The organism is Acinetobacter lwoffii (assembly GCF_022809915.1).
Lineage (GTDB): Bacteria > Pseudomonadota > Gammaproteobacteria > Pseudomonadales > Moraxellaceae > Acinetobacter > Acinetobacter lwoffii_M.
The window spans coordinates 85,409-100,485 of the sequence record NZ_JALGQY010000011.1 but is presented as its reverse complement, the minus strand read 5'-3'; the positions used below and the strand labels follow the sequence as shown (position 1 = coordinate 100,485).

15 protein-coding genes and 3 tRNA genes are annotated in these 15,077 nt (G+C 42.7%); 1 reads left to right on the top strand and 17 read right to left on the bottom strand.

Annotated features, from left to right (window positions below; translation table 11 throughout):
- Positions 1-18: 18 nt before the first annotated feature.
- The 3 genes from MTX11_RS07965 to MTX11_RS07955 form a co-directional block, all read right to left on the bottom strand.
- Positions 19-103 (bottom strand) — tRNA-Leu (locus MTX11_RS07965).
- 39 nt (positions 104-142) lie between these two features.
- Positions 143-216, bottom strand: a tRNA-Trp gene (locus tag MTX11_RS07960).
- 35 nt (positions 217-251) lie between these two features.
- Positions 252-336: transfer RNA gene (locus MTX11_RS07955), tRNA-Leu, on the bottom strand.
- A 539-nt stretch (positions 337-875) separates the two neighbouring features.
- Between MTX11_RS07955 and MTX11_RS07950 the strand changes: the two genes are divergently transcribed.
- Entirely contained in the window at positions 876-1,901 is a 1,026-nt protein-coding gene (locus tag MTX11_RS07950) for a site-specific integrase (RefSeq protein WP_243474837.1), read from the top strand.
- Between the two features lie 137 nt (positions 1,902-2,038).
- Here the strand turns inward: MTX11_RS07950 and MTX11_RS07945 are convergent, their stop codons facing one another.
- From MTX11_RS07945 to MTX11_RS07880, 14 genes are all read right to left on the bottom strand, one after another.
- Positions 2,039-2,335: a ubiquitination-like system serine protease family protein gene (locus tag MTX11_RS07945; RefSeq protein ID WP_243474836.1), complete on the bottom strand. Its 297-nt coding sequence runs from the start codon at positions 2,333-2,335 to the stop codon at positions 2,039-2,041.
- Positions 2,332-3,078, bottom strand: a complete 747-nt coding sequence (locus tag MTX11_RS07940) for an N-acetylmuramoyl-L-alanine amidase (protein ID WP_243474835.1) — start codon at positions 3,076-3,078, stop codon at positions 2,332-2,334. The genes MTX11_RS07945 and MTX11_RS07940 overlap by 4 nt, the downstream gene beginning before the upstream one ends.
- The gene (locus tag MTX11_RS07935; RefSeq protein ID WP_034702970.1) at positions 3,075-3,356 is read right to left on the bottom strand and encodes a phage holin family protein; all 282 of its coding nucleotides are present in this window, start codon (positions 3,354-3,356) and stop codon (positions 3,075-3,077) included. The genes MTX11_RS07940 and MTX11_RS07935 overlap by 4 nt, the downstream gene beginning before the upstream one ends.
- A 128-nt stretch (positions 3,357-3,484) precedes the next feature.
- Positions 3,485-6,226, bottom strand: coding sequence for an SGNH/GDSL hydrolase family protein (locus MTX11_RS07930; RefSeq protein WP_243474834.1), 2,742 nt, complete (start codon positions 6,224-6,226; stop codon positions 3,485-3,487).
- A gap of 79 nt (positions 6,227-6,305) precedes the next feature.
- Positions 6,306-8,876, bottom strand: coding sequence for a glycoside hydrolase family 24 protein (locus MTX11_RS07925; RefSeq protein ID WP_243474833.1), 2,571 nt, complete (start codon positions 8,874-8,876; stop codon positions 6,306-6,308).
- A 109-nt stretch (positions 8,877-8,985) separates the two neighbouring features.
- A complete protein-coding gene (locus MTX11_RS07920; protein WP_243474832.1) occupies positions 8,986-9,561 on the bottom strand; it encodes a hypothetical protein in 576 nt (191 codons plus the stop codon).
- A gap of 44 nt (positions 9,562-9,605) precedes the next feature.
- Positions 9,606-10,943, bottom strand: a complete 1,338-nt coding sequence (locus tag MTX11_RS07915) for a hypothetical protein (protein ID WP_243474831.1) — start codon at positions 10,941-10,943, stop codon at positions 9,606-9,608.
- A 2-nt stretch (positions 10,944-10,945) separates the two neighbouring features.
- Positions 10,946-11,584, bottom strand: a complete 639-nt coding sequence (locus MTX11_RS07910; protein WP_243474830.1) for a hypothetical protein — start codon at positions 11,582-11,584, stop codon at positions 10,946-10,948.
- On the bottom strand, positions 11,566-12,030 hold the full coding sequence (locus tag MTX11_RS07905; RefSeq protein WP_243474829.1) for a GNAT family N-acetyltransferase: 465 nt from the start codon (positions 12,028-12,030) through the stop codon (positions 11,566-11,568). Before MTX11_RS07905 ends, MTX11_RS07910 begins: the two co-directional genes overlap by 19 nt.
- Entirely contained in the window at positions 12,027-12,263 is a 237-nt protein-coding gene (locus MTX11_RS07900; RefSeq protein ID WP_243474828.1) for a hypothetical protein, read from the bottom strand. The genes MTX11_RS07905 and MTX11_RS07900 overlap by 4 nt, the downstream gene beginning before the upstream one ends.
- 98 nt (positions 12,264-12,361) lie before the next feature.
- Positions 12,362-12,754, bottom strand: coding sequence for a hypothetical protein (locus MTX11_RS07895; protein ID WP_243474827.1), 393 nt, complete (start codon positions 12,752-12,754; stop codon positions 12,362-12,364).
- Positions 12,755-14,128: a packaged DNA stabilization protein gene (locus MTX11_RS07890; RefSeq protein ID WP_243474826.1), complete on the bottom strand. Its 1,374-nt coding sequence runs from the start codon at positions 14,126-14,128 to the stop codon at positions 12,755-12,757.
- A gap of 17 nt (positions 14,129-14,145) precedes the next feature.
- The gene (locus MTX11_RS07885; protein WP_243474825.1) at positions 14,146-14,592 is read right to left on the bottom strand and encodes a hypothetical protein; all 447 of its coding nucleotides are present in this window, start codon (positions 14,590-14,592) and stop codon (positions 14,146-14,148) included.
- Positions 14,585-15,067: a packaged DNA stabilization gp4 family protein gene (locus MTX11_RS07880; protein ID WP_243474824.1), complete on the bottom strand. Its 483-nt coding sequence runs from the start codon at positions 15,065-15,067 to the stop codon at positions 14,585-14,587. The genes MTX11_RS07885 and MTX11_RS07880 overlap by 8 nt, the downstream gene beginning before the upstream one ends.
- Positions 15,068-15,077 lie beyond the last annotated feature (10 nt).

Genomic DNA, 15,077 nt, shown 5'->3' with positions numbered 1-15,077 from the left:
TGCCTTGCTTTAATATGATGGTGGGGACGGAGAGACTCGAACTCTCACACCTCGCGGCGCTGGAACCTAAATCCAGTGCGTCTACCAATTTCGCCACGTCCCCATCAGGGTACCAACTTAGCGTTGGATTTTTTTCAAACTTTGGCAGAGGATCAAGGATTCGAACCTTGACGAACGGTTTTGGAGACCGTCATGCTACCATTACACCAATCCTCTACTTCCACCCAATATCCAGTTACCCAAATATCGATTGGTGGGGACGGAGAGACTCGAACTCTCACACCTCGCGGCGCTGGAACCTAAATCCAGTGCGTCTACCAATTTCGCCACGTCCCCAATGGCTGTGTATATTATAGAGATAGACCGGCATTGACAAGCGATTTTACAAGCAATCACAATCTATTCCGCTATAAAATAAACAGTTAGTTTAATTTTTTATAAAATTTATGTCGAAAATTTGATTGATTTGAAGATATGACTGCCCATTCGTTATTTTTAATCATTTCGATTCAATTCCAACATTTCAAATTAAAACTCAAATAAATTTCTAATCTTGATCAACATGAGCATTCAAAATACTGAAACTATTATTCATAAATTATTTTTGAAGCAGTGCATGGAATCAGAATACAACACAGCATAAATACAACGGCTTTGCCAAATTTCAGGCAATAAAAAAGCAAGGCACTCGCCTTGCTTTAATATGATGGTGGGGATAGAGAGCATATCGTCATTAAATTGAAACCCTTATTCTGTAAGGGTTTTTATTTTAACCATTGATTTTTAATAAATTAATGTTGTATTAGAATGTATTGCAATGTGATTTAATACATCATCTAATCATTTGATTTGCACCAAATCTGCACCACGACATTATGAAGATACCAAAGGCTATTCAGCGCGGTGATAGTTGGCGTATTTGCGTCAATCATCAAAACAAGCGCCACACTTCTACCCATGATACAGAAAAAGAAGCATTAGAGTGGGCAGCTCGTAAAATTATTGAACTCAAGGATGCGGCCAAGGCATCAAAAGGTGAACTACCTAAACACACCTATCAAGAAGCTATTGAGTATTACCTGAAGAATGTCACACCAAAAAAGAAAGGTGCTCGCTGGGAAACTCTACGCTTAAGAAAATTGATCCGTGATAATCCGCAATTAGTGTCAAAAAACCTTACAGATCTCAAATCATTTGATTTTGTGAAATACCGCGATGCCAGAATTAAGGATGTGACCGCTACGACTGTTTCAAGAGAAATGGAATTACTTAGCGCGGTACTGCATTGCTGTATCCGCGAACTGGGCTGGTTGCACACCTCTCCCCTTACTACAGTATCAAGACCTAAGCTGCCACCACCGCGAAATAGACGTGCAGCAGATCATGAGATAGAGGCTATTTTAAATGCCTGCTCTTATGTTGAAGGTGAGCCGATTAAAACTAAAGGGCAAGAAGTTGCGTGGGCTATGCTTTTTGCGCTTGAGACTGCAATGCGGCTTGGTGAAATCACAGCAATGACCTGGAAGAATGTTCACATTGATAAAATGTATGTGCACCTACCAGACACTAAAAACGGCCTAACTAGAAATATTCCACTATCAGAACGTGCTGAAGAATTGCTGCGCCACATGCAAGGTGTAAATAGTCCTCGCGTTTTGAGTATTGATTCGGATTCCCTTTCGGCTTTATTTAGGCGATATCGGGATAAGTGTGATATTCAGGATTTAAGATTTCACGATTTGCGACATGAGGCTACTACTCGCATGGCTCAGATTATCCAGAACCCGGCAGATCTGGCAAAGATTACCGGACATACGGATATTAATATTCTGGTGAATACCTATTACAATCCAACTGCTACCGAGGTTGCACAACGATTAAGAAATGGGCTTAGGGGATAATAATGAAAACATGGACCTACTTTTACATAGAACACACAATAAAGAATGGAAGGATTTTCAGGAAGGAATCCGGGTGGGGATTAAGGAATTATTTATTAAAGTAAAAAACAAAGCCCTCATGTGAGGGCTTTTCAACATTAGAATTCTTCCACTGGTAACAAGTCAACCGTCTGACCAGCCAAGCTATGATGACAATCCGATAAGAATTGAATTCTTCCATCGGTGATGAAAGAGTGACATTGACTTGGATGGCCCTGATTTACCATCAATGACGGTGTGAATGTTGGAGCATCCACATTTCCATTAAAACCCCATCTGATCCGATGTTGCTCACCAACATGGATGGGATGTAAGGTTTTACATCCCGGACATTCAACGAAATAAATGCCATTTGACTCAAGCAAAATATTGCTGACTTTCTTAAACTCGCTCATTTGCTGGCCTCATATTCGATTAGGACTTTGGCCACAGCTTTAGCAGCCAGCCAGTAACGCGCATTGAATCGGGCAAGTTCATCTTCATTGGAAATAAAACCAAGCTCTACAATCAAACCGCCGGCATTCACGTATGCCAGTCGACCACGCGCAGATTTAGACTGATCAATCCAGCCATTATCCCCACGTAAACGACTACCAAGCGCATCTGCCACGGCCTTCGATAAGTCTTGAGCCAGTTTCTTGTCTTTGGGTAATGCAATCGTTTCAATGCCATTCGCCTGTTTTGATGCTGCAGCATTCATGTGGAATTCGACTGCAACACTTGAGCCTTGAATTAACTTTACTGCAGCAGATAACGGGTCATTCTTGGTGCCAGTGCCATCCGTTTTGACTTGCAGCCCTGCTTCACGCAAATAATGAGTCACTGCATTGCGGAAGTTAGTCACCAAATCCGCTTCTTTAATTTTGCCGTTTACTGCACCTGGATCAGAATTACTATGACCTGCTGTCACAGCCACAAACCCCAAAGGCTGATGCAAACTTGGCTGATACCACTTTTTACCAAGCCATGATAAAAAGACCATAACACCACCTGTCACGTAGGCATGGTACTCAACAGGTATTACTTTAAAGTCCATCGCCCATTGCAATGCCGGAATAATGACAAGTAATAAAAAAGCTCCCAAAATTGGGAGCTTTACAGAAAGATACTTCCAGGCACTTTGTTCAATTAATTTCATTTGACACTCCAATTCGCAGCCTTATTCTTAAGCCAGTTTTCAATAAATGTACTTCCAAGAATTCCTAGAGCTGATGCAATTGCGATCAAAGCCAGTGGATGAATATCCGGAATTTGTAATAAGACCCCACCAGCCAAAACGGATGAAGCCGATCCCAAAATAGTCCGACCTAAAACAAGTCGAACAGTTAGCCTCTCCTCAGATACCAGAAGTTTGGACAGGCCAATGACAGCCCCGATCACAACCAGCATCCAAAATGTTTTTTCATGCTCCTGCATGATCCCCCCTAAATTTTGGTAATAAAAAACCCTGATCTCATTAAGGATCAGGGTTGGTGGTGGTTTGTTGTGGTTATTTAAGATGCGGTTCCATGGTAAACAACAGCAAGCTGTTTCTTGTAACCTAACTACTTCAGAAAAATTGTTTTAACAATATTTTCAAAATAGAGCTTTTGACCCGCATCGTTTAAATGTAGACCGTCCGACCAGATGTTTACCCCATCTAACACAGCTTGTGCGCAATACTTCAAGTGACTAACGAATGGAATATCTTGCTCTTTAGCAATCGTTTCAAGTACAGAATCAACATCTGTCATTGAAAATTTCATTGTTTCGTTTTCAGTTTGCGCAAACGTTGACGACATCAATACAATCTTGGCTTGCGGACTGAGTGTTTTAATTTTATTAACACACTCGGAAATATACTGTTTATAACCAGCAAGCCCGTAGCTCGCTTGACGGTCATTTGTACCCAGCATCATAAAGACTATATCTTCGTCACCAACTAAAGACGCACTCATAAGCGAATCAACCCACTCTTTTGAGTTTGTCCCGATAATGCCGTCATTACTGACATACACGCGCTTAGTTATTTTAAATCCATAAATCGGGACCCAACTTGACGATGTTGAAGCATTCTGAATTCGTATTTTATGCTTGCCATAGCTAAATGAAACTGAGTGTTCCGCTAATTTGTTTGTTGAAGCGTTCACAGCACTAAAAGTAGAGTGCAGAACGTCATCAACATACACATTAATAACATCACTCGCAGCACTATTCGCTTGGTAAGCAATCGTGATGTTGTCAGAAACAATATCGATTTCCATTAAAACTGGCCGTTCGGATTCATGCAGCGGACTAACAAGATTGATTAATTTTCCAAAACTATTTCCCGCGGAAGTATCAATGCCGACGTATGTTTTTTTCAAAGCATCCGTTTTAACAGCATTATTTTTATCACGCATAACAACACGATTCAGCGTTTCATCATCCCACACTACTGAATTTTGTTTAGCACCATAACCAGTGCCTGCGCCACTTTCGACAACTGAACTATTACAATAAGTTTTAGCAATCCATGAGCGCAGCAGATTTGCCCATGTCTTACACACAGATGTATCAATTGTATTACGAGTGTCCGTAATTAAATGATTGCGTGGCTCTGATGTTGTCTGCCCTGTTGCACCAAGCCCCCAAGTGATTGAATCACCGACTAGCTTGATCTTAGTCCATTTGAATGGATTTTTAAGCTCAGATTTAATTGCGTAAGAACTATCGATTTTTGCATTAATCTTACTTATTTCGGCATTCGTATTTGCAATATCAAGCTCGGTTGCAATACGTTTCCAAGGCGACCAACTTTGGTAATATGTACGAATGTAAGCTTCATTACCGCCCCGGCTATATGCCACTTGTTTAGTGACGTTTTCAGCTTCATGTCGATATACAAGCAATATTAGAGCATCTAACGTCGGAAAATTATGCACAGCACCTGTTGTTGATTTACAAATATATGAGCCATTTTCAGTCAATGTGTTTAGATCAACATTACTTTTCAGTTTTGTCTGGTTTTGATCAATTAGCGGCTTCCATGCATTCCATGTTCCGTTACCGTTGCGTGATCGATAATAACTGCCGAATCGAGCATAGCCGTCATATTGCTGAATATATGTATTATTGCTTCCCGCACGTACAGTAAGCAGCCCTGCCCCTTTTGCGGCGAAAACCTCCTCCATCTGTGGAGGTAAGTTACTGTAACTATTGATATCACCTACTGTTTGTGACTGCCCGATAATTAAGTAATTGTTTAAATCTGTACCTTCTGGTATATCGGCAACCATTGTGATACTACGCAAATCCGAAGCGTTAAGCAACTTAACCCATGCCCCCCACGAATTACCTGCTTGATTCGTTGTTCTATGCCAAACGCCATTTGATGAGTGAAGTTTGAAGGTTTGAGATATTACAGACCCTGTGCTGCCACTTTTTATATGCTCAACCAATAAAGAACCAAAACCATCCGATCCAGCTACGGGATAATTTTTAGCGATTGTTGGCTCACAATCCCATGCTGTATAGAAACCAGTCTGTGTAATTGAATTTAAATTATCATTTATAGTAAGTGCAGTAGGCTTAAAGAGTGGATTTGCATCTGCGAAACTTTTTGCTTGCGTCAGTGGATCATAAGCACTCTTTGTTAAACTTGTTGCTTCTGATGTCGCCTTGTACCAATAGCCACCATTTATTGCCTCACTGATAAAAACATTACGTCCGACAACAATATTTGCAATATCTGCATTGGCTGCAGCTAGTGTTGCGTATTGCTTATTAGCGTCTGTACTGATTGCGCCCACCACATCATCAACATAGGTCTGATCGGCTTTAGGATCAATTAGTGCACTGGCTTCAGTTTTGGTGAATACCTCATCTTTCTGATAAACATCTGCAGCATTCGCTTTTAATTCCAGCTGCTCTTCAACAAAGTTTTGATCGGCTTTAGTGTTAATTTCTTGATCAATATCTTTGAATGTCTGCTCAACAGTTACACCACTTGGTCGCACCAAAAGTGTAGAAACCAAGCCAACACCATTAACATCCACAAAGATAGTAGAACCATTTCTATTTTTTACAGAAATAGAGTGCATTGGCTCTTTTAAGTAGATTTTTGCAGGACTTCCATTTCGTACTGGATAGCCATTACGTGTTCGAATTGGCTGAGCTGCTGGAATGGTGAATTCAGCATCCCAAAACACCGAAACTGGAGAAGATTCCGGGTTTTTTCCTTGCTCCCCTATAAAAACAAAACCCGCATCAAGCGGGCTTCCATCAATATCAGCAATGCTGGTGTAAGGTGCTAAAAACATGGTCATAGCGTGAATTCCATTATTAAAATTTTGGCAATAAAAAACCCGACCTTGATGGATCGGGTTAGATTGATTTGTTGAGTGGCTAGAATTTGCCTGAGCCCCCCTTGGGTTTTTCAGCTCGCCTGATAATTGAGTGGGCTTTGGCTACATCTTTTTTCTCATGTATGTACTTTAAAGCAAAACGCAAAGCGGTAGCGAAAGTCGCAGGCATCCCAGATATACCGAAAATAATGCCATCTACAGCAGCAGCTAGGGCTGTCATAGTGTTTGACCAGTTGACACCAGTATTTGGTGGAACAGTCTGGATAATCCTAGCCAGATCATTAGCATCTCGTACCTTCTGAGCTTGCTCATGGCCCAGCAGGGTGTCGAGGCGTCGCGTTGCACCATCAAGCCTTTTGATAACTTTATCCATCTTGTTGAAAACAAGAGTTCCGTTTCCTGATGAGTCTGCTGCCCCGGAGAATGCCTCACCCCTGATTTTATCTAGGATTGAAGCCTGCATGTCAGTCCATGCATCTTTTCCGCCTTCTGATTTATTAACCATATTTCGGACGAACTCCAAGTCTTTTTGGGAGGTTGAGCCTCCTACAATTCGGTCAATAATCTTTTCATTAATGATTTTTTGATCTCCGGAGTTCGCCCTGCTCTTTCGATCAATCAGGTCTTTGAGAATGGCTTTGTTGGACCAACTTTGCTTGAACTCAGCATAGTTTTTGCGAGCTTGCTTAAAGGCATTGCTGCCGCTGTTATCCAGAGTGTTGTCTATTAAGGCTTTTAGTTTTTGCACTGCAAGGCCGTCAGCTTTTTTCGTGCTCTCGCCCATCTCACCAATACGCTGCCTAAGTTGCTCAACCTGAATAATGTTTGGGCGTTTCTCTTTGGGCATAGGCACAAGATTCCCATCGCCATTCAGCTGAGCAATGTTAAGCTTTACAGCTAAATCTTTAGCATCAGTATAAACCTTACTTGTTTTTAGGTAGCTCTCCTCATTGATAACATCAAGAATGCTTCGATTAGAATCTGGCGTTCTTCCAGCTTCAGCCTCTTGTTTTAAGTAATCTTTTGACCATTTTGGCGGATTACCAATATCAACTCTGGTTTGCGCTCCCTCCGAATTCTTCACTGCTTCGTAAGCTCTATTTTGTGCTGCATGCTCAACCTTGTATTGGGTGTTCAATACATCTTTGATACTCCCACCCACCTCTTCACTATTGATTGTTCGAGCGCCTTTAGACTCAATCATGTCATCAATTGCGCTTGCTAGTCTGGCTTGTTGCTGATCAAGCGTATCCTGAATCACCTTTCCTGCCTCCCCGCCTTTTCGGGCAAGGTTATACATATCAGCCAATTCAGTTTGATCTCTCGAAACTTGAGCGGTTGTTGCAGGAACGTCAAATTCATTAAATAATGATTGTCGAACTTCCGCAGCAGGAACAGCTGCCGCCCCCATACTCCCGCCTGCATCAGAATTTCGATTAAAAGTGTTTTTAGCTGCCTCTGTCACCGCTGCAACTGGCCGTTTAGCCTGCTCCACCACTTGAGCTACGACAGGTTTTGCAGCCTGCGCCACCTCTCTTGCTGCTGTGGTCGCCACTGGCACAGATGCACGCCCTAGAGTTGCTGCCGACGTGCCGACACCACCACCCAAGACAGGCGGCAATGTATCAAGACCAGTATCTTCAACAAACTCACCCACTGCACCTACAGCGCGTCTACCGCCTGCTGTGTTTGGTTCATAGGTCAGAGCATTGGAGAACTGCGTAGCTCGATTTACAGCATTTTGAGCGCCTTGCTGTGTGCCAAATGTGCCATCAACGACAGATTCAGCAATACCGTGCAAACCACCCGCTGCCTGACCAATAGCGCCACCAACCGCACCAGTCGCTAGAGTTGCACCAGCTTCCAAGCCGCCGATGATTTTATCCATTGTGCTCAATGGTGCTTGTTGTGGTTTTGGTTGCTGTGGTTGATCCTCTCGAATCACGCCATTTTCATCAAAATCAGGTAATCCGGCTGGTGTTGCTTGGCGTTCTGGATTCTGTTTATCAAAGGCAGCCAACAAGCTATTCACACGACTCTGTTTTTGCTGTGGATTAATTTGATTTTTGGTTGTACTGGCCTTGGCTTGCTTGTCATAAGCAGTCACAAGTTGATTGATTCTATTTTGTGCCGGCTTGCGGTTTGGTGGCTTGATTTCACCGACCATGGCTTTAATATCACTCCAAGACTTCTTTGGTTGTGCATAAGGTGATGATGGTAGAGATGCCCATTCACCACCCAATTTGCCAACCGCTTTGGTAAAGTCACCTTTAATTACATCACCCAGAGCGCCACGACCCAAGATAAGTGCAACTGCCGCCAAGTCTTGGTTTTTGGGCGAAAAGTCTGTCAAGCCGTACTTCTTGGAAACGCTATCCCATGTCCCTTTTAAGAATTGATAGCGACCAGCTGCTGTTGTTGAGTTCTTTTTGCCATCAGTCTGGGTAAATTCTTTTTTAACATTCGGATGAGCTTTTAAATCATCAGAGCGTTCATTGCCGAATATAGTGTTATACCCATGCTTTACACCTTCAGCATTCGCAATAACATCCAGCATTTTTCGAACATTCGGATTGCTTAGAGCTTTTTCAAGTTCTTGACGTGTAGCCATAACTTTTCCTTAATTAATAAAAAACCACCCGAAGGTGGTTATTGGTGATAGTGGTCAAGGTAATGCTTTAGTTAACCCGAAATTATCCAACTGGTTTTAATTAAGTCCACTACTCTTCCAATAAGCCCTTGAGCAATCTTTTTGCTTTTGGGTGTTCAGGGTATGCTTGTAGCGCCCTCTCTAAATTAAGCAAGGCGTTCTCCTTGTCAGTATTTTCTATATTTACAACAGCCGCATTAACAAAAGAATTTGCAGCTAAAATATTAGATTTTGCAACACCAAAACCACCAACATACATCTCCCCTTTGTAGGATAGTGCTTGTGCTCTTTCATGAGGCAGCATGGGCTTAGTTGTGCTTGCAGCCACTTCAAAGTGATTAAAGGAGTCAACGCACGGCTTAAAAGTCACTGCATTCATTCCATGTTCTTTTGCGAGCCCACATATTGTGAAATCAAGCAAGCCCCTATACAAGTGCGCAGATGGATTGCCATTCTTTACTCTACTATCAAGCTCATCAAAACTACTCTTATACATATCTAGCTCAGCCTTATTGTTTTTCTTGTTTTTTTCGGCAGATAAGTGGGATGCAATATTTTTCAAAAGCTCATGGTTACTCAACCCTTTTACATCAGCAGCTTTTGCTGTTGAACACAATAATAAGATAATTAAAATAATATTTTTCATATGATAACCCCTCTTTATTTTAAGGAGAGGTTATCACAAGATAGTTACTCAATACCCAACTGATTAGCAATCTGCTGCATTTCCGCAGGCGATACCCCACGAGCTTTGGCAGCCTCGACTACCACGGATGAATAACCTTTGCCTTTGGTTGCGTAGATTTGAGACTTCTTGTTTGCTGTTTGAGCTGCTTTAGAGAGTTGTTTTGCAACTTCAGTTAAACTTTGCTGCACAACTCTTGGGTCTTGATTTGGGTTAATGGAAGCAATGGATGCTTTTAATGCAGCGCCTTCTGATTCCGTTAAAGCACCTAAACCGCGCATTTGATCAACCTGAGCCAAGAAGATTTTAGACTTCATGGTTTCAAGTTTTTGATCAAAATTATACTCATCGGTGCCAGGAACATTACGCATCGCTCTGTTCCAGTAACCGCCAGTGGATTCATTTAAGGCTTTTGCGTCATTAGCGAGTTGAGCTGCTAATTTAGAGCCTTCTGCCGCATTTCTTGCTGCAGTTGAATAGCCTTCCACTTTTTCAAGTCGATCCATCCGCTGCTCAGGCTTTTCTTTGACATTGAAAACAGTTTGAGCAATCTTGCGCTCTTCCTGATTTAAGTTTTCATAGAACTGCGTTTGCTGCTGATCAAGATTTGCATAAAACTGATCATTCTTAAGTTGCATATCTTGCTGCTGAAGCACTCGACCTGTTTTACGGTCTTCAACCTGTGACTCAAGGTTGTTAATCTCAGCCTGAGTTTTATCCCCGTACCAAAGATTTTCGGTTTCGGTTTTCTCGGCTTCAGCTTTGGTTTTGTCAGTCTGAGCTTGTTTGTTTTCGATCTCAAACGGAGTTAGATCGTTTTGATTCAATGCGCCTAGCACATCTTTAAACTGGCTTGGATTGGTTGAAGCAAGAGTAAGCCCGGTTAAGGTTTGAAGTCCCTCGGGATCTGTTTCGGCCATGGTTGCCATCTGACGCAAATAACCAGCTGTTTCTTTATCGCCCGAATTCTCATAGCCAACAGCTTCAGTTTCAAGAATAGACTTAGCCAGGTCAAAACGCTTGCTTGCCGTAGCAGCATAAATACGTGACGCTGTTTTAAAGGTGGACTGTTGTTTGCCTGAATCTAGAACATCATAAGATCGTTTAAAATCTTCTGCTAAAGCCGGATACCTCACCATAATATTGGCGTAATCGTCATGGGTTTTATTTGGCTTGGATGCAAAGGCTGAAAGTTCCTGCTGCATCTGCTCTTTTTGCAAGGCTTCTTTTTCAGCCAGCTCTTTTGCCTGCATGAACTGACCAATTTGCAAACCCTGGGTAAGGCCGGTTACAGCAGTTTGAACAGGATTTTGCACATCAAGCATATAATTAATAGGCTGCATAATTAAAACATCCCCATCATCTTCATACCGCCGATCTGGCCAATAGCACCAGTTAAGCCATTCCACATATTTGCATTAGCCTGACCTTGTGCCAAGGCGGCACCTGCCTGAGCTGCGCCAGACTGTTGATAAAGGTTTGAAATATTGCTTGCAGTCTGCATGCCAGCATTTCCGGTTCCAGCTGCTGCATTCTGACCTAATGCGGTGAGTCCAGCATAGTTTTGATAACGCTGGTTGATTAGCTGGTTCAACAATTGCGGTCTGAACTGCGCTAATGCAGCCTGTGTATTACCACCACGCAAGCCACCAGTAGCAGATGCATTTTGCAAAATAGCGTTTTCGCCCTGTTGCAAGTAGGTCTGCATTTCAGCACTATTATTAATGCCATCAATAGCCGCCTGTTGCTTTTCTACTCCATTAATTCCCAGTAGATCTTGTTGACCTGCTAAGCCACCTAGTCCGGCATCAGCATAAGGTTTTAAGAGTTTTTGAACTTCATCAAACTGTCGGCGCTGTTCTTCCACCCCCATTTCAGAGGCTTCAATTTGAGCATTGGCCGCTTTTGATGCTGCTTTTGATTGTGATCGGCTAGATATAACACTACCAACTACACCTGCCCCGACTACTGCTGCAACTGGCATAAGTACTCTCCTTTGGTTAAGCCCACCAATGTTTGGTCAAGCAATTCACCATTTTTTAAGAATGATTGAGTCAAAACACCTTCTTTTTTGAATCCAAGTCGAAGCGCATAAAACAGGGCTTTTTTATTGGTCGAAGGTGTATAAGAAATTGCTTTTTGATAATTACTGAATAGGTAATCAAGCAGTAGTTGACCTGCTTGAAATGCTTCTTTGCCACGCAGCAACAAACAGGTGTGAATCTCTGCGGTGACTGCATTTTGTGGAACGAGCATAAACAAGCCTTTGATTTCTTCATCCTGGTAGATTCCAAGACATTCAAAGGCGTGTGGTAGTTGCTGGATTTCATGATTCTTCGATGCATCGTCTGAAATATCGTCATTCACTGCAGCATCTAAAATCACGCGATTTATTACTTTGATATCATTCAGAGGCTGCAATGTAATCATGTCACCTCTCGACCTGACGCTCGAATAGTAAGTGAAGCAGTCGCACTAGCAATCATGCTAATTGCGTCGCCTGGCTCCAACACATGACCGACCAATTCAGGGCACACATAGGTATCGCCAGCTGCGACAGACTTGGTTTTAATAACCGCATTGTCATCTGCCACCGCTCCACCTTCAGGAACTAGGTTACAACTAAACGTCACCGCTGCCGATGTGGTATTAGTGACAGTCACTTTGTCAATCATGGTTTTAGAGTTGGTGGCAATATATTGGTTTGTTTGGGCATCTTCTAACTGCTTAGAAGGAATAATACATGTGACTTTGACAGCCATTAGACTATCTCCAATGTTGATAATTCTTGATATTGAACCCGTGCAGGCTCTAATGAATCTTGAGTTATGGATTCATAACGAGGAACAGGACAGTCCTGACTTGTTGATTCGTGACGTGGCGTTAAATCATCGAACTGGCAATTACATTGATGCACTGGCTCCATGGCTTTAATACTAGCCAACTCATCAATTGCATAAAGCAATACCATTGCTAGGGCTGCTTGAGCTGTTGCGCTCTCCGCCACGACCTGAACATTTTCCAACCCTTCAAGTTGTCGCTCTAATTCATCTGGCAACAACTCAAAAACCTGTTCAAATGCTTTTAGAGTCCGAGGATCTTTAAAGATTTTGGCTAAGTCTTCGCGTCTTGGTGTGCTAGGTCTTTTAATCACTTACACCCCCAAAGGCTCTATTTTTGCCTCTAATCGTGCTACTGAAATTCGACTATCTGATGTGCCTTGAAAGCGCTGAATGCGCCAGTTTTGCATATAGCCCTGCTGAAACCACACAAGGCGCTTTGTCCGCTGACCTTGCCTGCCCACACTGATAAATTTGGGCATGGACCACTCCATGCCATCAGCAGAATACTGGGTGTAGATTTTCGATTCTTTGTTAAAGGAGTTTCGACCAGTTAAGGCCACAAGCTCTAATTGGTGAAAGATCACTCCACTTGACTCGTTGTAGATAATCGCTGTGCCAAATTGCCATTCGATTTCATTACCCCAGTGCTCACCGGTCTGATCAGTTAAGACGCCAAGCTTTGGTTCTGAAGTGTGACCAACAAACCATTTGTTATGAGCATGAGTCATATTTCGAGCTTTATAACCACCACCACTATTCAAAATAAACCAAGTTGGCTGACCTGTTGTTTGCGATGCAACTGAATCATAAACCAAAGTCTGATCTGGTAGGTGGATGTATAACCATGAGTGACCATCAATCTGACGCGATTCGAGCAAACAGTTCGACAATTGATCTTCGGTGTAATTTGAAAGAATCTGCTCAACTTCACGAGTTGCAATCTTTTGCGCAGAACCTGCAGATGAAATATAAACCGTGATGGCTTCATTTCTTCCACCACCAAGCATAGCGATTGCATCCATATAGACACATGCAGTCTTTTTGCTTAGTGCCCCTTTTGTGGTTTGAGCGCCATCAATACGCTGAAATGGGAAGAACTCACCGCCGACGTTATCAAACACCTCAATGGTGTGGCGGTTTAATACATAAACTTCATTACGAAGCTTAATTAGACCGACAATAGGATCGGGATCGACTTCTGAAGAGCCGTATTTAAGCGGATTCACCTCAAATGGATTATTTAATTCAGTGACAACAATGTTGTTGCTGTCGCTTGTCATGAAGTAACCATCAACCCAGATCACATCATGTACTTCACCCAGATTTTCGTCAGTGACCTGCTTTAATTCCTCACCACTGTACAAATACAGCGCATTGCCGGCATTTATAGCTAAATAGTCGAACGAGTAATCAAAAGAACAAAGTTCACCTGATTCAACATCACCAAGCTCTGTGATTTCACCATCTTCATCAATCTTGATGAACTTGGTGCCACAAACCCGGTAATGCTCACCTTTCCAGACAATACCGCCACGATCTACACCGGGTAAATCTGTAATATGGTTAATACCTTCTGCTGGCCTTAAATATCCCGCTGAAATCCCCTGTCCTTTTGGTACCGGAATCAGGTTGACAGGGTAAGCTGTGCGAAAATCAGAGTTATTGTCAGTGTAGATTCCATCCAAAATAGGGATTTGCATATTTACCCCACTCGATACCAGGTATTTGAAAGCTTGTCGTACTTTAATTTAAAGAATCCGTTTGCTGCCAAGGCATTTGGTGCACCAATCACAAGTGCATTGTTTCCATCGACAGAGAAGTTATCCACTTGCTGAGCACAAGCAACCAAAAGCACTTGACCATCAGTCACATCGTAGCGCTCAGGCAGTTTGATTGATCCGGTCGTAATGCTTGCAGATGGATTGAGAATCAAATACGTGCCGACTTCATGGTTTTCGATGTTGAGCGTGAAATCTGTATTCGGGTTGAAGTGCTGGACAAGCAAAGAGGATTGATTACCTTGCTCTGGCTTAATAGCTTCTTTTAAAACATCAAGCGGCACACCACGAAAGTCACCATTGTCACCACTCCAAATCACCACAGAATCACATGGACCAATACGATCCGTATTACTTAATCGTTTATTCATTCGAGAAACTCACAGAGGTATCAGGTGCAAAAACTGTTTTGGTTGGAGTGCTTTCGATGAAAGGCAGACAACCGCCTTTATGACCAGCACCACGCGGTAAAGAAGGGTTAAGCCGAACTCTAGGTGGATTACTAAGCATGGCTAATTGGATCGTTTCAAACGCATCCTTCGCCATAGCTTTTAATTCAACAGGCACAGCCTTGCCAAATGATCCAGCCAGCCGAATCGCCAGATTTAAGCGAACCGCTTCAACTGCATAATCTGGAATATGGGTTTCTTCATCCAGATCGCCACTTTTGGCGCTTGAGCCCAATGGGTAACCAAAGCGGATATCTTTGGCATCCCATAGACCCATCATAGTGTCGAGTTTGAGCTTTGCACTTTCCACTTGCTCCGGCTGCATGTCGAACACATAAGATGCAAGTCCTAGTTCCTCAAGAGCCTGCTCAACGATTTGTCTTTTAGTCCAGGACATAAGCACCTCT